Origin of the sequence: Bacillus stercoris (assembly GCF_029772985.1) — a bacterium.
In the GTDB taxonomy this organism is placed as follows: Bacteria; Bacillota; Bacilli; order Bacillales; family Bacillaceae; genus Bacillus; species Bacillus stercoris.
Map to the genome: position 1 here is coordinate 3,804,809 of NZ_CP121861.1, position 21,164 is coordinate 3,825,972.

Below are 21,164 nucleotides of genomic sequence, written 5' to 3' on the forward strand. Positions count from 1 at the left end.
ACCCTTGGTATTTCTATAATTCAGACCTTTACGGTTACACCCTCAAGCCCTCAAAAAGTGTTTTTGATTATATTTATCGGCGGCATGTCAGTTAAGGTCATTCTTTTTCTAATGATGATTGAGATTTCTAAAATTGCTGCCCTTCACTTCAGCTACATCATACACGGTAACAAAGGCAGTTTTATCAATATCATTAATAATTTCCTTTAGTTTGGTCTCTTCTAAGCGGTTGATGACACATGTGATTTCTTTAAATTTCTCGTGGGAAAAACCCCCGTAAGCTTCTTTATATGTGGCGCTTCGGCCTAATTGTTCACGTATTGTCTCTACCATTAATGCGGGTTCTGTTGTAATGATTTGGAAGGTTTTGGACCCGCTTAAACCTTCCTCAACAACATGAATCACTTTGGATGCAATGTAGTAAGCAATGACTGAAAGCAACGCCCCTTGTAAGCCAAATACTGTGGAAACAAAAATAAACACAAAAAGGTTTAAGAATAGGATGAGATCGCTCGTTCCAAACGGCAGTTTTCGGGATAGCAGCACAGCAAGCATGTCAATGCCATCTAATGCGCCGCCATTACGCAGCGCCAGCCCCATTCCGAATCCAAGGATAATCCCGCCGACAACGGTAATTAACAGGGTATCTCCTTCTATGATAGCGGGTGTGTGGTGGAAAAAGCTTGTCCCCGCGGCAAGCGATATGATTCCGATAATTGATAATAATGCAAAGCTTTTCCCAATTTGCTTATATCCTAACCAGACAAATGGAATATTGATAACCGCAATCAAAATCCCCAGTGGCAAGTTGAAGAGCTGTGAACCAACGATGCTCAGACCTGTTACCCCTCCATCGGATACACTGTTTGGGATGAGTACTGTTTCTAGTCCATATGCCGCTATGATTCCTCCAATGATAACCATGATGATTTGGAAAATCATTTTCGCTTTAAATTTCTTATGTTTTTTGGGTGTATTCATACCATTCCTCATTTCTCTTATATTTCGTTATATTTAAATATACCATAATAGTTATTTTCAGCTAAAAACATGCGTTTTTTTAAATAAAGTAATTAACAGTAAGGTAACCCTCTTTGAATGAGAACATTCATGTATGCGGCCGAGAGAACTTGCCCCCTCAGATTTACCCGCCAGGCCCTTCAAAACTCAACACCGAAAATCCTGGTTGATTCTGATATGATACTTAAAAAAGGAGGGTTAATGACAATGAATAATCTTTGCCGCAGTCAACAAGCCCCGTTTGAATACACCTTATCTCTTATAGGGGGAAAATGGAAAATGAGAATTCTCTATGAGTTAGGGTGTGAAAAAACGATGAGATACGGCGAGTTGAAAAGGGCTATGCCCTCCATTACCCATAAAATGTTAAGCGCACAGCTTAAAGAGTTGCAAACTGATGGCCTTATTCATCGGTCTGAGGTTTCTCAAACACCTCTGAAGGTAGAGTATTCGTTATCTGACAGAGGGCTGTCTTTGTATCCCCTTATAGATGAAATGTGTAAGTGGGGAATGGCACAAGGAATGCCTCATACGTAAAAGCTACTTACAAAAAAGTGCGTACTTGTTTCCCAATGAGAGGAATTTTATACTGAATGAAAATATTTCTTAGGAGGAAAAAATGACAAAACAAGTCTATATCATTCATGGCTACAGAGCCTCCTCAACAAATCATTGGTTCCCTTGGCTGAAAAAACGTCTGCTCGCAGATGGGGTCCAAGCAGACATTTTAAACATGCCTAATCCGCTCCAGCCAAGACTTGAGGATTGGCTGGATACACTCTCTTTATATCAGCACACTTTACATGAAAATACGTATTTGGTTGCGCACAGCTTAGGGTGCCCCGCCATTTTGAGATTTTTAGAACATATTCAATTACGAAAACAGCTTGGCGGAATCATCCTTGTTTCCGGCTTTGCCAAATCGTTGCCCACTTTACAGATGCTAGATGAATTTACACAGGGATCGTTTGATCATCAAAAAATCATCGAGTCCGCGAAGCATCGTGCTGTCATAGCTTCTAAGGACGACCAAATTGTGCCTTTTTTATTCAGCAAGGATCTGGCACAACAAATTGACGCTGCGTTATATGAAGTTCAGCACGGAGGTCATTTTCTAGAAGATGAGGGATTTACTTCTTTGCCTATTGTTTATGATGTTTTAACCTCTTATTTTTCAAAAGAAACTTGCTAAAATCTTTCGCCTGCTTTAGGAAAGCGGGCTTTCTGAGTTATCGTTTTATCAATACGGATAATTCACCTTCAAATACTTTTTCTTCTTTTTGATTATAAGTAGATAACAATACAGTGAGTATTCCCAATTCATTTCTCTTTGGCTGCTTATCAATAACTTCAACAATTGTAAACAATTCATCATCCGGATATACGGGTTTTATGAATGTCATATGATTCATCTCTGTTCCGGCTATAATATCGTCTCCATAGAAGCCTTCTTCAATCCAAAGTTTAAAAGATATGGCCAGTGTTTGTATGCCCGAAGCGATAATTCCATTAAATCTGCCTTTATTCGCTTTTTCTTCATCTACATGCATATACTGAGGGTCAAATTCACCCGCAAACCGCATAATATCATCTTTTGTTACTTTTAATGATTTCGTTTTGAAAATCTGGCCAATTGTAAACTCATCTAACTTCATTCTTACACCTCTATTTTTTATTATCTATGTTTAGTTTAGCACTGTGATGAGCAAATCAAAAACTCTGGTTTTCGTTTAAGAGAATGGAATGACGCAAGGCTTATCATAGACTGGAAACTGAACATCTCTCAACACTTAATCGTCACTTGGGTTTTTCGCAAAACTGAAAGCTCCCTCATATCTCCCAAGCGGCTTTGAGTTTTTTTATGCCTTCTCTTATGTCTGATTCAGACACCCCTGCAAATCCAAGTGAGATCCTTTTTAAAGGAGGATGATGTTGATAAGAAGGAGAAACAGGATAAACTTTTACGCCATGTTTTTTCGCCTTCTCAATTAACTCTGTTTCACCAAATGGCAAATAAACGTCAAGTAAGATACGAAGTCCAGAGTTTTCTCCGCGAATCCTGACATGCTCTCCTAACTCCCTTTGCACTGCCTCTAATACAATGGCTCTTTTTTTACGGTAAAGTTTTCTCATTCTGTTGATGTGTTTTTGCCACTCTCCATTTTTTATAAATTCAGCTAGCGTTAGCTGACTGTGGCAGGACACCGTTTGCTTATATAAGGACGTGATTTCATGGCCCTTTTTTAAAAGAGGCGAAGGAAGAATCATATAACTGATACGCAACGAGGGTAAAAGAGACTTAGAAAAAGTGCCCATATAAATGACGCGGTTATGCTGATCAAGCCCCTGCAGAGAAGGAACCGGCTGTCCTGTGTACCTAAATTCCCCGTCATAGTCATCCTCTATGATAAAGGATTGATTTTCAGCCGCCCATTTGAGGAGCTGAATTCTTCTATTGATCGTCATGATTGTTCCCAGCGTAAATTGATGGGAAGGTGTGACATATACAAGATTTGGCTGCTGTTCTTTGATCTTCTGTATACAGATTCCTTCATCATCAACTGGTATTGGAACAATCTTCATGCGATTGGCTTCAAAAATCTTGCGTGCTCTTGGATAACCAGGGTCCTCATATCCTATAGAAATATTCGGCTCAAAAACTTGGCACAAGATTTGCAGAAGAATAGGGTTCCCGGCACCTATAATCACTTGTTCAGGGGCACAATGAACTCCCCGAGATTGATACAGGTACTCTGCAATGAGTGTTCTCAGCTCAAACTCCCCTAACACATGTCCCGGCCGATAAAGCTCGTGTCCATATCGGTCCAAACTATTGACCATGCTTTTTCTCCATGCGGAAAAAGGGAAGTAAGAAGAATCTACATTTCCATAGTGAAAATCAATCCATTGTTTGCTTTCTTCTGTTTCTTGTTGAATGGGTGCTGTGCTTGGCATTCTGCCATAGGCAAAATCAGAATTATGATAATCAGCAAACCACCCGCTTCTTGGCTTGCTCACAATATAGCCCTCAGCAGCGAGCTGTTCATAGGCACGTTCTACAGTCGTTTGACTGATGGAAAGCTGATTCGCCAGGAGCCTTTTTGAAGGAAGCTTCATTCCTTTTTGAATACGGCCCTGATGCATATTTTCTTTAAAATACCGATAAAGCTGTTGATAAAGCGGACGATCCAGATTTCTATTCAAAAAAGGCGTGATATCCATTTGCACATTGTTCTCCTAACTGGTATGCATTTTTTTATGAAAACTGGCCGTTTAAAAAAGGCCAATTCCAGTTTATAGTCATTGTAATCCTTAGCTACCGGCTTTGTTAAGAAAATACAGACAATGAACAAGAAACATATGTGGAGTGATTATAATGAACAAAACAACAAATGGCTGGATAAATGGTTTTATAGGCGTACTCATTTTCAGCGGCTCGCTGCCTGCGACCCGTATGGCTGTGTTAGACTTCGATCCGTTATTTCTCACCGTTTGCCGTGCTGCGATAGCTGGTGTACTGGCGGGAGGTCTCCTTCTCATCTTCCGGCAGCAGCATCCTGCCAAAAGAGACCTCATTTCATTGTTAGTGGTCGCGTTCGGCGTAGTGGTTGGTTTCCCGTTGCTGACAGCTTTAGCGCTTCAGCATGTCACATCCGCACACGCCATTGTCTTCATTGGACTCCTTCCACTCGCAACGGCGGTTTTCGGCGTACTGCGCGGGGGTGAACGCCCTCGGCCCGTCTTCTGGATTTTCTCAGCTGCCGGCAGCTTGCTGGTAGCAGGTTTCGCCCTGATTCAAGGGGGAGGTTCATCTCCGCTAGGCGATGTGTACATGCTGGCTTCCATCGTTGTATGCGGTCTTGGTTATGCAGAAGGGGCCAAGCTTTCACGGCATCTTGGGAATTGGCAGGTGATCTCATGGGCACTCGTCCTGTCGCTTCCTCTTATGCTGCCATTGTCGTTCTTTTTTACGCCGGATTCCTGGTCGGGCATCGGCGTTCCCGCGCTGCTCAGTCTTGCATATGTATCCTTATTCAGCATGCTGATCGGCTTCGTGTTCTGGTATCGAGGTCTTGCACAAGGGGGAATTGCGGCGGTTGGGCAGCTCCAGCTTCTCCAGCCTTTTTTTGGATTGCTGCTTGCCTCAGTGATTCTGCACGAGAAAGTGGGCTGGACACTCGTAGCAGTAAATATCGCCGTTATCATGTGCGTTGCTGCTGCTCGGCGATTTGCAAAGTAAAGGCAGACCTTTAAGCATAAACTTCAAAAATGCATGAAGGCATAAAAATACCAAGGGCCAGCAACCCTTGGTATTTTGTATGCGGTCGAGGCGGATAAGGCATATCGTATTTGTTTTGCATTTATATCCCACTCTACATTCAAAACCTGAAGAAAAAGGGGCAAAACTTCTTAAGAATTCTTAAGTTTTGGCGATGCTATTTAAGATCGCTTCCTCTTCTTAAACCGTTTTAACATCATATCTATTCCATGGTAATATTTAGATAGATAAAACTTATATATGAAGCTGACTTGAGTTAATGGAGAGGAATGAAAGAATGAAGAAACACAGAAAGATTTGTTATTGCAATACCGCCCTGCTGCTCATGATTTTACTTGCTGGATGTACGGGCAGTAAGGATGAAGAAGCACAGCAACCTTCAAATCAAGCTTCTGCTGTACAATCTGACGAAAAACACACTGAGACTGAAGACAGCACCAAAATACGCAAGGATGAATCAGAGCCAACAACAGGATCAGAAGAACCCGCAACCAAAGCTTCAAATGAGACCACTTCAGAAGAAGAGAAATTCAAAGAAGACAATGTATTGGCAGCATACTCTTCTGAGAAAATCGAATATGCCAGAGTTTGGCTTCAACTTGGACCCAATCAAGAGATAGATGAATTACATGTTCGGCATATTTCAGCTGGTGAGCCAATTAACCCTAATGATGATACAAGTGCCAGCTATCCAGAAGATGTGACCCAGTTAGCAGGTTCTCGTTTAGTGGATGGATCAGTCACTTATCATGGTAATGGGGATGGCACGATTCATGTATACAATGTGCCTTTACGCTGGGATTCCGCTGATAATCTCGAAAAAGGCGTCATGCGGGAAGTGACTGAGAGTATCATAAAAAACACAAAAAAAGTGTACGTTGATACAGGCGATGATGAAAAAATCAAGCGGCTCATTACTATCATGATGATTCATTAAACAGTTTACGTTTGTCTGCACCTGACTAATTCATAATGGGCAGATAAGAAAAAACAAGCATCTTACTATGCTTGTTTTTCTTCTATAGAAACTATCCTATTAAGCTGCGTTTGCCTATATAGGCACTGTTTATCGTCGTTCGAATAGATCATTCCTAATCCTTTAATCCCTTTCCATCGAGAATTTTTTGCACATATTTTTCAACTCTTGATTCTCGGGTTTTGGATTGTTTGGCTTGAGAAAAATAAAGAGTGTATGCTCTTTGCCGTCCCGGGGTCAATGCTTCAAAAGCAGTTTTCAATTCAGGGATTTCATCGAATTTATTTTGAAGTTCTTCAGGAATGTTCAATTCAATATTGTTGTTAACTTCCACCTTCAAACCCGCTTTTTCAACTTCAATGGCTTCTTGAATATAGGCTTTCAAAATGGTTTCCATATCATTTATTTCCTGAACACTGGTAAACCGAATCTGGCGCGCCGCCTGTACATTCTCCGTTTGTTGAATAAGAATTCCGTGGGCATCCTGTAATAAGGCACCTTTGTGAAACAGAAGCGCACAATATTCTTTAAACCCATGTATTAAAACGACATTTTTATTATTGTATGTGTAACAAGGATGCATCCACTTAAAATCTTCAGTCAGCTCACAGTCAAGAATGATGGTTCTCAACTTCTCAAATTCTTCCTTCCACTTTTTCGCTTTATTTAAAAAATCATCAACCTTCGGATTCGTTCTGCTATTTGTCATGAAGGAATTCCCCTCTTTCCAAGCATTTTTAATTAAGGCTAATTGGTTCCTCGTGTTTTTGACATCGCGGTGTTTATTTTATTCTTATATATATTCCTGCTCTATTATGTAATAGATTAAGCTGAAAGTGGAGATGATGCAACAACATAAAAAGAGAAGGCCCATATAGCCTTCTCACCTTGTTTTGTTCCCAATACATAAAGTCACTGCAACACTAGCTATACTGACTAAAGTGCCTGCAATAGAAACCATAATTGTCCAAAAACCATTGGGAATAAGAAATCCAATTGGAATGAGCCCCAGAAAAGCGAAAACGATAAAACATTGGTATACCCCTGATATGATTCTTACAACCCCGTTATCGAAAAAAGACATGGCTAATGGCGGGATAAATAAAAATACAACGATCCCAATTGAGATTAATAAGATAATAGGCTGATCAAATGAAATGACGTGATCTCCAGGGGAGTCTTTGGCAGCCACTAAAACAGCAACGATGGACATCATTAATGTAACAAAAACAAGAGAAATTCTTTTTAACAACGTTATGACTCCTTCACCTAAAGCGAGTATTCCGGCCTTTTTTTAACGCCGATTACCATTTTATGTTACCTAATGAAAGGTATGCATTCATATGTCACATCGATAAGTCATATTTAGCAAAATGTCTTATTTAACTAGATTTAAAGAAAAAACTCATATTTGGTTTGAATATTAAACGACTCACAAACCTTTATCTAACAATATAACAAATTAATGGAATCTAAACAATCCTACACCTTAGCAGCCCTAGACCATACCACCACCGGAATGAGTAATAAGGACAAAACCCCTCCAGTAAGTGATAATGCGAGGAAACTTGAACCTGCCACAATCATTCCAGATAATGCTCCGCCAGCAGCTCCTGACAAGGCAATCAGAACATCCACTGTCCCCTGCGTTTTAGCTCGTGTGGCAGTATGAGTTGAATCTACAATAAGGGCAGTCCCGCTTATCAAGCCAAAATTCCACCCTAATCCAAGTAAAGAAAGAGCAATGATAAGAAAAACCATAGAATCACCTGGAGCAAATGCTGCTATTACACCTGACAGAAGAAGCGTCGTTCCAGAAGCAATCGCCATCGCAGTACGTCCCAGCTTATCAACAAGGGCACCTGTAACCAGTGAAGGGAGATACATAGCACCTATATGAAAACCAATAACAAGACCGACAGCACCCAAGCTATGCCCATGATGACTCATATGAACCGGTGTCATTGTCATAATAGCTACCATTACAATTTGAGTAAGAATCATAACCGTTGCCCCAACGATGATGCCTTTTTTGTTTTCTGTATGCTCAGCAGCCGCCACATGTCCTTTATTACCAGGCTCTACATTTGCCGCTTCTATTGTTCTTGCTATAACTAATGGATCTGGACGAAGCATGATGAAAAGGACTGCACCTGCTAACATATATGCCGCTGCGGCTAAAATGAACGGACCAGCAAGTGAAGGAACACCAATAGAAAGAGCAAAATCCCCCATCACATTCACTAAACTTGGACCCGCGACTGCACCAAATGTAGTAAAAACCATTGTCATACTAACAGCTGTCGCTCGCTGCTTATGATTTGCTAAGTCTGTACCTGCATAACGGGCTTGTAAATTTGTGGCTGTTCCTGCACCATAAATAAGCAATGAAGCAAATAACAAGAAAATACTATTTAAAATTGCTGCCATCAACACTCCTATTGCTCCAAGTCCGCCAATCATAAAGCCAGCTGAAAGACCTGTGCGACGGCCGTAACGTTGAGAAAGCCTACCAACAATGAATGCGGATCCTGCTGACCCTAAAGTAAATAAAGCAGAAGGCAGACCCGCAAACGCATCGGTGCCTAGCATTTGCTGTGCAATAAGCGCACCGACAGTCACCCCTGCCGCCAGCCCTGCACCGCCAAAAATTTGTGAGATACTCACAACGAATAATGTACGCTTGTATAACGATTTTTGTTTTTCTGGGGAATTGATGTAGCTTTGTAACGAAGCTGTATGGACGTCTATTGCTTTTACGCTGTCCTTTGCCATATTCTGACCTTCCTTTCTAAAAGCCTAAATTTGTATAAACCTTCCTCTAGATGTGGATCATCATAACATGCACAAAAAAGCCATACAATGTCATAATTGTATGGCAAACAATATTAGGTAAGGCCGTCTAGCAAACGTTTTAAGATCATTAATCCTTGCTCAAGCTCTTCAAGTGTTTTCGGTGCACAGACAGAAACCCTTACAGCTCTTTCAGGACAACTATTTCCCACTACAAAACGTTCAGCTGCATACACTTGCACGCCATGTCGCGCAGCCAACTCTTCAAATTCGGCACCAGTCATTTTACCCGGTAACAACAACCAACGAAAAATGCCTGTTTCAATGCCTAAACATGTATATCCCGCAACATATCGGTTTACGAGTTGATTTCTGCGAATGGTTTGTTCACGATGACGCTCAATTAAGACTTCAAATTGATTTGATACAATCGTGCGAGCAGTAAGTTCAGCTAATAGCGGGGAAACGGTTATATTTAAATTATAAAGCGCCTTTGATATTAGCTCCTTATATTGCCTCGGCACTGCTACATAAGCCAAACGCAGGCCTGGCGCTAACGATTTTGATAAACTTGCAATATGAATAACCTGTTGCGGTGCGAATGAAGCGAGTGCCGGAAGCGGATGTTTGTTGAGAAGATGGTACGATGCATCTTCAATAACAAACAGATTGTATTTCTTTGCAATATCTGCAACCATTCTTCGATTCTCAACAGACATAAAGGAAGTCGTCGGATTATGATAATCCGGGATTAAATATAAACCTTTAATATTTTCGTTTTTACACGCATATTCAAGTGACTCCGGACTCATTTCATCGTTTTCTGATTTTATCGGTACAATTTGCACACTAAGCAATGATGCAACAGTTTTTAAGCCAGGGTACGTATGATGGTCAACACCGATGCGATCTCCAGGCTTACAAAGACTCGCCAATGTTGCAGCAATCGCATTCTGCCCCCCATTTGCAAATAAAATGTGATCAACAGTTGTTTCAAATCCGCCTCTTTGGATGAGCTTTACAGCTGCATCCTTTTGCCAAAGGCTTTCACCTGCCCGGCCGTAGCTAAACCATTTTTCATAATCCTCCTCCTGAACCATGTTTTTCAGCTGGTGTAACAAGGGCTCATATGAAGCGTGATCTGGAAGTATTGCTCCCATTTCAATTAAATGTGTCGGCTTTGTATCCTCAAGTAAATACGCATTCGATAACGCATCATACGATACAAATGTGCCGCTCCCTACAGTCGCACTCAGCAGCCCCTTTAACTCACACACTTTAAACGCTTTGGAAATCGTACTCACATTTAAATCTAAATAATCGGCCAATTCTCGCTGCGGAGGAAGTTTTGTTCCAGGTAATAATACTCCGTTTATAATATCCTGTTCCAATTGCCCTGCAATTGCTTTATAAATAGGCTTTTCAGCTTTATCAATCGATGGCTTCCAGCTCATCGGATAGTTTTCAAAAGAATTGATAGGCATGATTCGCACCCTTTTTCACTCAATTATATGAATGTGCTGCTTATAAGACAATTATAACTTTCTTTTATTGATGCCTTTTGTGAACAGCATGCTTCAATAAAACCTGTACAAATACAAGTGAATCACTTACTTTATTTCATATAAGCATCCTGCAAAACTGTGCACAGAATGTCGGATAGATAAATTTCACTCCTGTTATTCTTTGGTTAAAGGAGGCCAAATAAATGGATTTGCTTAAAAGTATGAACAGGGCATTACAGTATATTGAAGAAAACCTCACTCATGATATTGATTTTAAAGAAGCAGCAAAGCTTGCTTTCTGCTCTGAATATCATTTTAAAAGGATGTTTTCCTTCCTTGCAGGTATTTCATTATCGGAATATATTCGCCGCAGACGACTTACTCTTGCAGCTTTTGAACTGAAAGACAGCCATGCAAAAGTGATTGATATCGCAATCAAGTACGGTTATAACTCACCAGATTCTTTTACACGGGCATTCCAAAACTTACATGGCGTAAACCCATCAAAAGCCAGGCTTAATGGCCATTCTCTTAAAGCTTATCCAAAAATGACCTTCCAATTATCAATCAAAGGAGGAAGTGAAATGAACTATCGCATTGAAGAAAAAGAGGCATTTCGCATTGTTGGGATTACAAAAAGAGTTCCTATTATTTTCAAAGGGATTCATCCGGAAATTGCAGCTATGTGGGAAAGTTTAGATGAAGAAGCAATAAGTGAACTAAAATCGCTTTCTAATGTAGCACCATTAGGGCTCATTAGCGCATCCACAAATTTTTCTGAAGGTCGGACAGAGGAAAAAGGAGAACTTGATCACTATATTGGTGCAGCTACAACAAAGCAGTGTCCAAATCACCTCTCACAGCTAGAAGTTCCTGCCTCAACATGGGCGGTATTCGAAGCCATTGGATCATTTCCGGATACACTGCAAGAAGTGTGGGGACGCATTTATTCCGAATGGTTTCCATCGTCAAATTACGAACAAATAGAAGGCCCGGAAATACTGTGGAATGAGCATAAGGATGTAACATCACCATCATTTAAAAGTGAAATTTGGATACCAATTGCAAAAAAGTAATACTGTTTTCGATCAGGGAAGAGGCATTGAAGGTTCTTGAAGAAATCATACCAAGGGCGGCAATCCCCTTGGTATCCCTGATGCAGCCGAGAGGGCTCAAACTCCACCAGTGTTTTTCATTGCTGGACCGTTCAAGCCCTTATATATCCCGATTTGCATGATTCCTAATCTTTCATATCGACTTTTCACTCTGCATAGAAGGCTCTTTATTTAAAGCCAATATTAAAGTTATCCCAATAATACAGAAAGCACCGACCCATTGAAAAGAACCAAATGGCGCTTTTAACCAAACGACAGTTGTTACAACTGCTGATAGAGGCTCTAGACTGCCAAGCAGGCTTGTTTCTTTTGGAGAAAGGCTTTCCAAGCTTTTTATGAAGAACCAAAACGCAGTCATTGTTCCAAATAATATCACGAATAAGATATATGCATACGCTTCAACGGGTAAACGCTGAAAATCCAGCTGCCATGGCGGATGGATAAAGCTCAATGCAAAACCGCCGATCACCATCGCCCACCCCACTACAACAAGAGAATCAAATTTATGTAATAAACCAACGGCATATAAAGTATAAAAAGCTGCCGCAAATCCTGATAAAACTCCCCATACTACTGCAGCTGCCGGCACTGAAAGTTGGGACGTTGAACCATTTGTTAACAAAAAGAAGCAACCCGCTAAAGCAAGTACAACAGTAATGATATCTTGTTTGGCAAGAACAGTTTGTTTTCGCACAAGCGAGTAGATAATAACGATTACTGGGGATAAATATTGCAATAATGTAGCAACGGCAGCATTCCCGTGTTGAATGGATGCCATATATGTGTACTGCACAGCAAGCATTCCCAATAAGCCAAAAATTAGAAGCTGACCAACTGACGCTTTGTTTTTCCAAACCCCAATAACCTGAGACCGTTCCTTTCTGAACAATTGAAGCATCAAAAGTAGCATTCCAGCCGTAAGCAAGCGTGTCGTTACAAGCCAATTGACATCAATTTGATATTCTTGAAAAAGTTTTTTGGCTACTGTGCCTCCAATTCCCCAACATGTAGCCCCTGTTATAACATAGAACAATCCTATTGCTCTTTTGGAAGTATTCATACATGACTCCTCACTAATAAATATAATAATAGTGTTATGATAAATGCATACCTTTATAAAAAATACTCAAATATAATAAAAAAATATAAATATATTGAGGTGGGGATGTCCGAATGAAGAATTTTGTGATCGATCAAAATTTAAAAGAATTAACAGAGCACCGGACGGTAGAATTACCGGTTGCCTGTTACGAGACAAGGATCAATCAAAATATAAATGGCTATATTCCGCTTCATTGGCATGATGAAATTCAATTTGTTTTGATACTAAAAGGGATAGCTGTCTTTCAAATAAATGAAGAAAAAATAGTGGTTCAAGAAGGGGATGGATTATTTATCAATAGTGGCTGCCTGCACATGGCAGAAGAAAAGGATGGCTCGGATTGTACGTATATTTGCTTAAATGTATCACCCCATTTCGTTTTATCTCAAGAACTTTATTCAAGCTACGTTCAGCCCTATATGTTTTCAACCAATTTATCCTATTTATATTTGGACGGAAATCAACATTGGGCAAAAAATATTCTAGAAGCTGTAAAAAAAATAAATCAATTGATTCAACAAAAGACATCTCTTTATGAGATTGACATTACCATGCAATTAACGTTAATGTGGAAAAACCTGGTCGTTAATGGTTTTCAATTAGAGTACGATCAATCTGAAATGATAAAAAGCCATCGAATGAAACAAATGTTAAACTGGATTCATCTCCATTATGCTGAAAAAATCACATTAGAGGACATTGCAAAAGCTGGCCAACTGAGCCGTTCTGAATGCTGCCGTTATTTTAAACGAATGCTGAATCAAACGCCATTACGTTATGTAATGGATTATAGAATTCAAAAAAGCTTATTATTACTGCAGCACCCTGACTCCAATGTGACAGACGTGTCTTATCAAGTTGGATTTAACAGTACCAGTTATTTTATAAGTAAATTTCAACAAGCGATGAAAATGACACCATTAACATACAAAAAAATTCATATGAAGCATTAATTTATCAAGTTTAGAAATGGGGTTCCTGTTAATGGTACCCTTTAAAGTGTTTACGGTTTTAAAAACGGCATTGTATAATGAGAAACAACTTAAAAATCGAGGTGATATCAACATGTTTTTAGCTCCACTATTTGAAAATGATGTTCCAGTAGCACTGCTCCGCCCTTAATGGAGTAAAGTGACTACTTCTCTCCGTTAGGGCATGTAATGACCTAATTTTAAATACGGAGGGAACTAAAAAATGAAAAATACCTTGTTAGGTTCTATATATTTAGCTTTAGCCGCTAGTATCTGGGATGGCATGTATGTTGTGGTTAAGGTTGTTGTCGCAGTGATTCCGCCTTTTGAACTGGTTTGGATGAGGTACGTAATCGCCATCCTTGCACTTCTTATCATTGGTTTCATAAAGAGACAATCTTGGAAAATTCATAAACCCGACCTTTTGTTAATAATTGCTATTGGAATTGTTGGCAACACGATTTCAATTGTTACACAAGAATATGGAACGATGTTGTCTTCAGCACAAATGGGAGCAATTATTACGTCTTCCACACCAGCGTTTATGGTTATATTCGCTCGTCTATTACTCAAGGAACCATTGACTATCAAAAAAGGAATCTCAATTATTTTAGCGACCATAGGTGTATTATGTATTGTGGGAAACGGACATATTGATACATCTCATCAGCTTGGCGGTATTTCTCTGCTTGTTGCAGCACTTACATGGGCACTTATGTCAGTGCTGATCAAACGCGTTCCAAGCAGTTATTCACCTATACTTGTTACAACGTATTCAACTTTTGTTGCCATTGTGGCGCTAACTCCTTTTGTAAAACCTAGCACGATTTTCACATCCCAGCTGCTTGACCCTAAAATTCTAGGTGGTCTTCTGTATTTGGGAATTGTTTCAACAGCTTGTGCCTTTTTATTGTGGAATCGCGGGTTACAATTATTAAACGCTTCAAGTGGAGGCCTCTTTTTCTTTTTTCAGCCTCTGGTTGGAACATTACTTGGGTGGCTTCTGCTGGGAGAACAAATAGGCGGGACATTTTGGATAGGTTCGTTTTTAATTCTTAGCGGTGTTTTATTAGTGATTAAAGAGAAAGAAAAACAAGTGAATTCATAACCAAAAAAAGCAAACTATTTTATATAGTTTGCTTTTCAATTAACTTTGTTTCTTTCCACTTTACTTCTTTATGTTTCTGGTCTTCATTTATAATCTCTCCTTTCTTTATTTTTCTTTTCGCCTCAATACTCATTTGATGGTTGTCAAATTCCCTGTCAGCAAACCTTTTTCTGTCCGCAAGATAAGTGAACATGCATCATGAAGTAAGTGGCCGTTTGTGGGCAGTAGATCATTTAAAAATAAGCACAAAAAAATCCCAAGGTCTTCATCCCTTGATATCATTGGTTGGGCCGAGAGACTTGAACCATCACGGGTTATTCACCAACTAAGTCCTCAACATTTAAAACCATATCACTAGTTATGAAAGCTTGTTTTCATTGCACTCTCTATCCACGAATTATTGTTAGAAATTTATGATTAAATTTGTGCCCATATCGATTAGCAAACATGCCACTGGTAACCTGTCTGTTAAAGTAACCGCCTGTCTAATTTCATACCAACATTTTTTTATGAGCCAAGTCATGAATTCCTAAGGGAGATTGAATAACTCATTTTCAATGAAAAACTGATCTATGTTAATAAGTCGAGGTTTCAGGATATACACGGGTCACTTGACCTTTCCTTTATTGGGAATCCGACACGCTCCCTATTGTTTTGATGTTGTTTTTGCTTAATCTGTTTTTTTGAAAAAAGTTATTGACACCAAAAATTCGATCATGTTATTATTAAAAGTTTGATATTCCACCTCCATATATGGTAATCTTAAGAAGGTTACCATATATGGAGGTGGATGATATGTTTCAAATTGGCGATAACATTGTTTATCCAATGCACGGAGCAGGTATAATTGAAGCCATAGAAGAAAAAGAATTCTTAGAGGAAAAACAACAGTATTATGTCATAAGAATGTCAATCAGTAATATGACAGTTATGATTCCAACGCGTAAAATATTGAGTTCAAGTATACGACCAGTTACTGATATCCGTGCATTAAAACACATTATACACATTTTTCAGCATGGAGAATCAGATAGGTTACTGCCGTGGAAGCAAAGGTATATAGTAAACACGAACAAAATAAAAACGGGTGAAATACAAGAAGGCGCTGAAGTTGTACGTGATTTAATGCGCATGAAGAAAGAAAAAGCACTTAATTCAAGCGAAAAAAAAATGTTGGAAAACGCATATGAATTTTTGATTAGTGAACTGGAAGTAATTAAAGGAATCACTGAAAAACAAATAAAAAGTTTCTGCTAAGGTTAATTATGTATTGCATGAATATCCTGAATTTTCAATAATATTATGTTAAAAAAGTAAATCCATTTCAAAACGTTCAACTTCTTCAACTTACTTTTAGAGTATTAACCTCTTTTGTTATTCTACAATCTAATCCATTTTTATTATATTAAATTTCTTCTACGAACTTTTGAAGTTTTATCAAAAAACTTGATAAAATAGTCACTTGTTTTCATAATCCTGATTCACACTGGCACGGACAAGGAGCCGTAAGGATGAAAGAGAGGTAGGGCTTTCATTGTTTTAGGGGTATCTCTAAGTGATTATTTCTAGAAGAAAAAAGAATCAATTTCCACTCTATCTTTAAGAATTTCTTATCTCCACTGGTTTTTTGCTTCCTCGCTAAAATAGTATTGGTCCCGACTAACGGCTACTAAGCATTTGGACAGGAAAAAAAATATCTTTTTCTATCGAGGTTATCTGCAAATGGTTTTTTGTAGGACTTGAGATTATGAAGTCTTGTACTTACATTTACGGGCAGTTAGTGAAAAATGAAAATGCAGTTGTATTCGAAAAGAAAAGTAATTAATTTATATACATTCCGCATATTGTCAACCCAGTATGTTATACTGTAAACAAACCTTTGAAGTTTTAAATCTTTTTCTATTACCTTGTAGCATCTCCCTACTCGAACATTGAGTAGGGTTTTTTATTGGGTATGATATAGACATAAAAAAACAGGCTCTATATAAAGAGCCTGTTTGTATAAACGATTTAAGATTAAGCTTTTTGAACGTTAGCAGCTTGAGCTCCACGAGCACCTTGCTCAACGTCAAACGTTACTTTTTGACCTTCGTCTAAAGATTTGAATCCGTCACTTTGGATTGCAGAAAAGTGTACGAATACATCGTCTCCATTTTCGCGTTCGATAAAGCCAAAACCTTTTTCTGCATTAAACCATTTAACTGTACCTTGTTCCATTTTTGTTGCCTCCTAGTGTGTAACCACACAGTATATACTATCCTTGCCCAAAGTATCATCAAGACGAAAAGTCAATATTCATACTATCCTTTACACCGAACAAAAATAATTCTTCTTTATTATATCAGGAATCGGAAATAACTGCAAATTAATATTTCCGTTTTCCTCATAGCATTATTTGTTAAACATGTGGATACCCTCATTGCTTCATTATCATTGTCCAAAACCTCTTTCCTCAAACAATCAATGTTCACGGTCTAAATAAATCGATTCCCATAGGGGAGCATTGAGAGAGTTTGACCCGATAAAGTGCTGGGTATAATCTTCATACGCTTTTTGTATCCCGGCTGACTCTGCTAATAATAAACTGGAAATCAGTTTATTATTTCCAATAATTTCACAGATGGATGGGAAGAATACTTATCATATATGTGGTGTATGACGTTGGGCCTTCAAAGGCTATAAAACGTTTTCTACACTTAGAAGATCACCAGGGAAGGAGAAACTTTTAAAAATGAAAGAACAAAACCTAAGGACTTTGAGAAAACTGGTTACACCTTATGAAAAGTCCGATTTACACAAAAGTATTTGTCAAATCATTAACACATTGGTACCGTTTTTCCTGTTATGGTATTTGGCATATAAAAGCTTGTCGATTTCTTATTTCCTTACATTAACGATTTCTGTCGTTGCGGCGGGTTTTTTAGTGAGAACCTTCATCATCTTTCATGATTGCTGCCACTATTCCTTTTTTAAGAACAGAAAGGCGAATCGAATCCTTGGAACATTAACAGGAATTCTGACTCTGCATCCTTTTGATCATTGGGCACACGACCATTCTGTCCATCATGCGACAAGCAGCAACCTGGACAAACGCGGTACAGGCGATATTTGGGTACTGACCGTTGAGGAATATAAGGAAGCCTCAACGAAGACAAAAATAATGTACCGTTTGTACAGAAACCCATTTGTTATGTTTATTATTGGGCCGATTTACGTCTTCGGGATTACCAATCGTTTTAATCGTAAAGGGGCAAAACGCAAAGAGCGGATGAATACGTATGTAACGAATCTGGGGATCGTCGTTTTCGCAGCACTTTTATGCTGGGCTATTGGCTGGCAGAACTTCCTGCTGGTTCAGGTGCCGATTTTTATGATATCGGGCTCTCTAGGAATTTGGATGTTTTATATTCAGCATACGTTTGAGGATTCTTATTTTGAAGAAGATGAGCATTGGGAATATGTAAAAGCAGCAGTTGAAGGAAGCTCTTTCTATAAGCTTCCAAAAGTCATGCAGTGGCTAACAGGCAATATCGGTTTTCATCATGTTCATCACTTAAGCCCAAGAGTCCCCAATTATAAGCTTGAAAAAGTGCATAACAACACTGAACCATTGCAAAACGTCCCGACCATTACATTGGCAACTAGTCTTAAGTCGTTAAAGTTCCGCCTATGGGATGAAGAAGGAAAAAAATTTGTCGGTTTTAGCCACTTAAAAAAAGCCTCTAAAAGCCAAGTATCAGCGCGGCTAACAACGGATTAAAATAAACTCCCCCATAATCGATGATAAGGGACAGTGTATCTTGCAGAATAAAAGTGCAGACTCGCGCAACGATGTTGTGCAGAGGTCAGCACTTTTTCAGTTCCAAATACACTCATATAAGGAGACGATATGACATATACTTGGAGGCTGCTTTAAGGAGTAGACACTTATGACTACCCCTAAAAATTATTTTTGACTAACCATCAACTTACAGCCAAGAGCAATAAATACTGTTCCTGATACTTTATTGAGAATATTATTGAATTTTTTGTTGTCTTTAAGTGTTTTTGTGGCCATCGTTGAAAAATACGTTACTAAGATGTACCACACTAAGGCTATAACGGCGAAGGTGCTTCCTAAAATAAGAAATGACAATGACACAGTCGATCCTGATGTTGATGCAAACTGAGACAAAAACGATAAAGAGAACAGAATGTTTTTAGGGTTAGCGATATTTGTAATAACCCCCTGGATATAATGTTTTTTAAGCGTCTCATTAGCTTGTATCCTTTAAAGTTATTCCGTCACTTTTCTTAAGAAGTGCTTTCATTCCAATGTAGATCAAATATAGCCCACCTATTTTTATAGCAGTAAACAGAACAACCGACTTCGCTAAGATAATGGATAATCCAACAGTAGCTAGTATTGTGTGAACAAAAGCGCCGGAAGCAATTCCAGCAGATGCAGCAAAACCACTAGCTCTGCCGTTCGAGATGCTTCTGCTTAATACAAACACAGCGTCTATGCCAGGAGCAGCTATAAAAACAAATGATGACAATACAAACAAAAAAAAGATCATGAATTCCAAACATTAATTTCAACTCCTAAAATTCCACATTTCATCTAGTCAAATTTCAATAACTAAATGTCAATGAACCAACTTTTTTGCACAACTCCATGCTAAAAACTCACAACAGTTTTAAAAATCTTTTCCGCCAATCCTCTGCGAGTGCATCGATTTTTAATATTTCTTCAATTGATTTTTGATCCTCTTTTTGATGAAACAGAACTTGTGTGGCAGAAAGTACAGATATGTCACATGGGTCCTTTTCAACAAGCTCTATGTCTGAATTAGACTCAATTTTCCCTTCTTGTAGCACCCGAAAAAAATAGCCGGTTAGACATGTTTCGACCACTTTCTTCAGAAAATCTCTCTCTTCATTGTATTTCGATATAGTTGCACATGGCACTCTTCCTTGTGTTACTTGAATGATGGTACCACCTATTCTATACACATCACCTATACAAACCTGTTCTTCCAACATGCCGGTTGCAGTAATATTTTCTCCAAAAATAGGCGGAGTCATTTTTTTGTTAAACATTCGTTCCCAATTAGAATAATGCTCAAATGGATATAAACATACTGCTCGATCAATGCCGCCGTGAAATTTGTGGTTCGCAACGTCATCACCAACAAGCCGGTTTTTTTCAGCTCAATAGATGATACAGTCGACTTACCTATCGCGGACATTTCTTTTCGATGATTCCAATCATATTCCTTAGGTTTTCCAACAGCTAAATGAATGATTTGTCTATTCATGATACCCCTTCAATCGCCATGAGTTATTTTGTCCAGTATTCAATCAAGATCTCACTCGTTATTTGGCTTACATACAGTTTCTTTAAGCGCACTAATAAAAGCATGGGTTGCAGCACTCAAATATTTATCTTTTCTATACACAACTCCAATTTCACGAGAAAGATTAGATTTTAAAATTGGAATGATTCTTATATGAGGGTGATTAAGGTACTCTAAATAAGGTTTAGGAAGGATTGTTACTCCTACCCCTTTCATAACCATATTGATTAAAGACTGCATGGTTGTAATTTCAAAAATCGGCTTCGGAAGGAATCCTAAGTCTTTACAAGCTTCATCTATAAGATTCCTAATAAAATACTGTTGAGGGAGTAAAATTGAGGGTGTTGTCTTTAACACCTCTACATCTAACACATCCTGATTCTCTAACGGGTGACCTTCAGGCACTGCAAAAGCCATTTCTTCTGTGGATAAAGAAATTGATTCTAATTCATCGCCTTTCATAGGTAAGAATACAATTCCCAAATCCAACTTATTTTCTATGAGTTGTTTGTGAATGTCCCCAGTACGCAACCCAAAAACGGATACCTTCACACCAGGGTACTTTTGATGAAAACTCAGTAAAGTAGGCGTGATCAGGTAATCCTCGACTGTCAGCAAAGTGCCAACCAAAATTGTCCCTCTTTGAAGTCCATTTAATTCATCTATTGAGGTCTTAGCCTGTTCTACCTCATAAAAAATTTTGCGAGTATACTGTAAGAGAAGCTTTCCTGATTCAGTAAGTGCTGTTTTTTTACCAATACGATCAAATAACGGAGTGCCAATTTCATGTTCTAATAGCTTAATTTGTTGACTTAAAGAAGGCTGAGAAATTCCTACTTTTTCAGCTGCTCTTGTAAAATGAAGTTCTTGGCATACTGCATAGAAATATTCAAGTTGTTTTAATTCCATCTCGCGCCTCCTTTAGGAAATGAATAGTACTTTATAGTCTGTCTCTA

Annotated in this window: 24 protein-coding genes; 9 read left to right on the forward strand and 15 right to left on the reverse strand. The window is 38.7% G+C overall.

Annotation, left to right across the window (positions count from 1 at the left end):
• Positions 1-108: 108 nt before the first annotated feature.
• A complete protein-coding gene (locus QA442_RS19685; RefSeq protein WP_014662926.1) occupies positions 109-981 on the reverse strand; it encodes a YitT family protein in 873 nt (290 codons plus the stop codon).
• A gap of 246 nt (positions 982-1,227) precedes the next feature.
• On the opposite strand from QA442_RS19685, the gene QA442_RS19690 reads away from it, so the two are divergent.
• Both QA442_RS19690 and QA442_RS19695 read left to right on the forward strand, forming a co-directional pair.
• Positions 1,228-1,557 carry a winged helix-turn-helix transcriptional regulator gene (locus QA442_RS19690; RefSeq protein ID WP_071582096.1) on the forward strand — a complete coding sequence of 110 codons (330 nt, stop codon included), beginning with the start codon at positions 1,228-1,230 and terminating at the stop codon, positions 1,555-1,557.
• Positions 1,558-1,639: 82 nt separating this feature from the next.
• Positions 1,640-2,212 carry an alpha/beta hydrolase gene (locus QA442_RS19695; RefSeq protein ID WP_071582095.1) on the forward strand — a complete coding sequence of 191 codons (573 nt, stop codon included), beginning with the start codon at positions 1,640-1,642 and terminating at the stop codon, positions 2,210-2,212.
• A gap of 37 nt (positions 2,213-2,249) precedes the next feature.
• On the opposite strand, the gene QA442_RS19700 is transcribed toward QA442_RS19695, so the two are convergent.
• Together QA442_RS19700 and pdxR are read right to left on the reverse strand one after the other, a co-directional pair.
• The gene (locus QA442_RS19700; protein WP_014662923.1) at positions 2,250-2,675 is read right to left on the reverse strand and encodes a MaoC family dehydratase; all 426 of its coding nucleotides are present in this window, start codon (positions 2,673-2,675) and stop codon (positions 2,250-2,252) included.
• 175 nt (positions 2,676-2,850) lie between these two features.
• Positions 2,851-4,242 carry a MocR-like pyridoxine biosynthesis transcription factor PdxR gene (pdxR, locus tag QA442_RS19705; protein WP_095432067.1) on the reverse strand — a complete coding sequence of 464 codons (1,392 nt, stop codon included), beginning with the start codon at positions 4,240-4,242 and terminating at the stop codon, positions 2,851-2,853.
• Between the two features lie 154 nt (positions 4,243-4,396).
• On the opposite strand from pdxR, the gene QA442_RS19710 reads away from it, so the two are divergent.
• Positions 4,397-5,260, forward strand: a complete 864-nt coding sequence (locus QA442_RS19710; protein WP_071582093.1) for a DMT family transporter — start codon at positions 4,397-4,399, stop codon at positions 5,258-5,260.
• Positions 5,261-5,576: 316 nt separating this feature from the next.
• A complete protein-coding gene (locus QA442_RS19715; RefSeq protein ID WP_095432068.1) occupies positions 5,577-6,236 on the forward strand; it encodes a hypothetical protein in 660 nt (219 codons plus the stop codon).
• 154 nt (positions 6,237-6,390) lie between these two features.
• On the opposite strand, the gene QA442_RS19720 is transcribed toward QA442_RS19715, so the two are convergent.
• The 4 genes from QA442_RS19720 to QA442_RS19735 all read right to left on the reverse strand — a co-directional run bounded on the left by QA442_RS19720 (position 6,391) and on the right by QA442_RS19735 (position 10,552).
• The gene (locus QA442_RS19720; RefSeq protein WP_095432069.1) at positions 6,391-6,984 is read right to left on the reverse strand and encodes a YdeI/OmpD-associated family protein; all 594 of its coding nucleotides are present in this window, start codon (positions 6,982-6,984) and stop codon (positions 6,391-6,393) included.
• A gap of 174 nt (positions 6,985-7,158) precedes the next feature.
• Positions 7,159-7,527 carry a hypothetical protein gene (locus QA442_RS19725; protein WP_095432070.1) on the reverse strand — a complete coding sequence of 123 codons (369 nt, stop codon included), beginning with the start codon at positions 7,525-7,527 and terminating at the stop codon, positions 7,159-7,161.
• 230 nt (positions 7,528-7,757) lie between these two features.
• Positions 7,758-9,050: an MFS transporter gene (locus QA442_RS19730; RefSeq protein WP_095432071.1), complete on the reverse strand. Its 1,293-nt coding sequence runs from the start codon at positions 9,048-9,050 to the stop codon at positions 7,758-7,760.
• 113 nt (positions 9,051-9,163) lie between these two features.
• Positions 9,164-10,552, reverse strand: a complete 1,389-nt coding sequence (locus QA442_RS19735; protein ID WP_141237725.1) for an aminotransferase-like domain-containing protein — start codon at positions 10,550-10,552, stop codon at positions 9,164-9,166.
• Between the two features lie 224 nt (positions 10,553-10,776).
• Between QA442_RS19735 and QA442_RS19740 the strand changes: the two genes are divergently transcribed.
• On the forward strand, positions 10,777-11,649 hold the full coding sequence (locus QA442_RS19740) for an AraC family transcriptional regulator (protein WP_095432073.1): 873 nt from the start codon (positions 10,777-10,779) through the stop codon (positions 11,647-11,649).
• Positions 11,650-11,821: 172 nt separating this feature from the next.
• On the opposite strand, the gene QA442_RS19745 is transcribed toward QA442_RS19740, so the two are convergent.
• On the reverse strand, positions 11,822-12,748 hold the full coding sequence (locus QA442_RS19745; protein ID WP_095432074.1) for a DMT family transporter: 927 nt from the start codon (positions 12,746-12,748) through the stop codon (positions 11,822-11,824).
• A gap of 113 nt (positions 12,749-12,861) precedes the next feature.
• On the opposite strand from QA442_RS19745, the gene QA442_RS19750 reads away from it, so the two are divergent.
• From QA442_RS19750 to QA442_RS19760, 3 genes are all read left to right on the forward strand, one after another.
• On the forward strand, positions 12,862-13,743 hold the full coding sequence (locus tag QA442_RS19750; RefSeq protein WP_071582085.1) for an AraC family transcriptional regulator: 882 nt from the start codon (positions 12,862-12,864) through the stop codon (positions 13,741-13,743).
• Positions 13,744-13,984: 241 nt separating this feature from the next.
• Positions 13,985-14,869: a DMT family transporter gene (locus QA442_RS19755; protein WP_095432075.1), complete on the forward strand. Its 885-nt coding sequence runs from the start codon at positions 13,985-13,987 to the stop codon at positions 14,867-14,869.
• Positions 14,870-15,664: 795 nt separating this feature from the next.
• Entirely contained in the window at positions 15,665-16,126 is a 462-nt protein-coding gene (locus QA442_RS19760) for a CarD family transcriptional regulator (protein ID WP_080488105.1), read from the forward strand.
• Positions 16,127-16,885: 759 nt separating this feature from the next.
• On the opposite strand, the gene cspC is transcribed toward QA442_RS19760, so the two are convergent.
• Both cspC and QA442_RS22275 read right to left on the reverse strand, forming a co-directional pair.
• Positions 16,886-17,086 (reverse strand): cold shock protein CspC, encoded by a 201-nt coding sequence (gene cspC / locus QA442_RS19765; RefSeq protein ID WP_013351108.1) that lies wholly within the window; start codon positions 17,084-17,086, stop codon positions 16,886-16,888.
• A 243-nt stretch (positions 17,087-17,329) separates the two neighbouring features.
• Positions 17,330-17,491, reverse strand: a complete 162-nt coding sequence (locus QA442_RS22275; protein ID WP_139236140.1) for a molecular chaperone TorD family protein — start codon at positions 17,489-17,491, stop codon at positions 17,330-17,332.
• Between the two features lie 109 nt (positions 17,492-17,600).
• Between QA442_RS22275 and desA the strand changes: the two genes are divergently transcribed.
• Positions 17,601-18,629, forward strand: coding sequence for a Delta(5) desaturase DesA (gene desA / locus QA442_RS19770; protein WP_095432076.1), 1,029 nt, complete (start codon positions 17,601-17,603; stop codon positions 18,627-18,629).
• 186 nt (positions 18,630-18,815) lie between these two features.
• On the opposite strand, the gene QA442_RS22280 is transcribed toward desA, so the two are convergent.
• From QA442_RS22280 to QA442_RS19790, 5 genes are all read right to left on the reverse strand, one after another.
• Positions 18,816-19,136: a LysE family translocator gene (locus QA442_RS22280; RefSeq protein WP_095432077.1), complete on the reverse strand. Its 321-nt coding sequence runs from the start codon at positions 19,134-19,136 to the stop codon at positions 18,816-18,818.
• The gene (locus tag QA442_RS19775) at positions 19,126-19,428 is read right to left on the reverse strand and encodes a LysE family translocator (RefSeq protein WP_255220411.1); all 303 of its coding nucleotides are present in this window, start codon (positions 19,426-19,428) and stop codon (positions 19,126-19,128) included. Before QA442_RS19775 ends, QA442_RS22280 begins: the two co-directional genes overlap by 11 nt.
• A gap of 109 nt (positions 19,429-19,537) precedes the next feature.
• A complete protein-coding gene (locus QA442_RS19780; protein ID WP_279474526.1) occupies positions 19,538-20,005 on the reverse strand; it encodes an MOSC domain-containing protein in 468 nt (155 codons plus the stop codon).
• Positions 19,933-20,169, reverse strand: a complete 237-nt coding sequence (locus tag QA442_RS19785) for a hypothetical protein (RefSeq protein WP_279473379.1) — start codon at positions 20,167-20,169, stop codon at positions 19,933-19,935. Before QA442_RS19785 ends, QA442_RS19780 begins: the two co-directional genes overlap by 73 nt.
• A gap of 51 nt (positions 20,170-20,220) precedes the next feature.
• Positions 20,221-21,117 carry a LysR family transcriptional regulator gene (locus tag QA442_RS19790; RefSeq protein WP_279473380.1) on the reverse strand — a complete coding sequence of 299 codons (897 nt, stop codon included), beginning with the start codon at positions 21,115-21,117 and terminating at the stop codon, positions 20,221-20,223.
• Between the last annotated feature and the right edge of the window lie 47 nt (positions 21,118-21,164).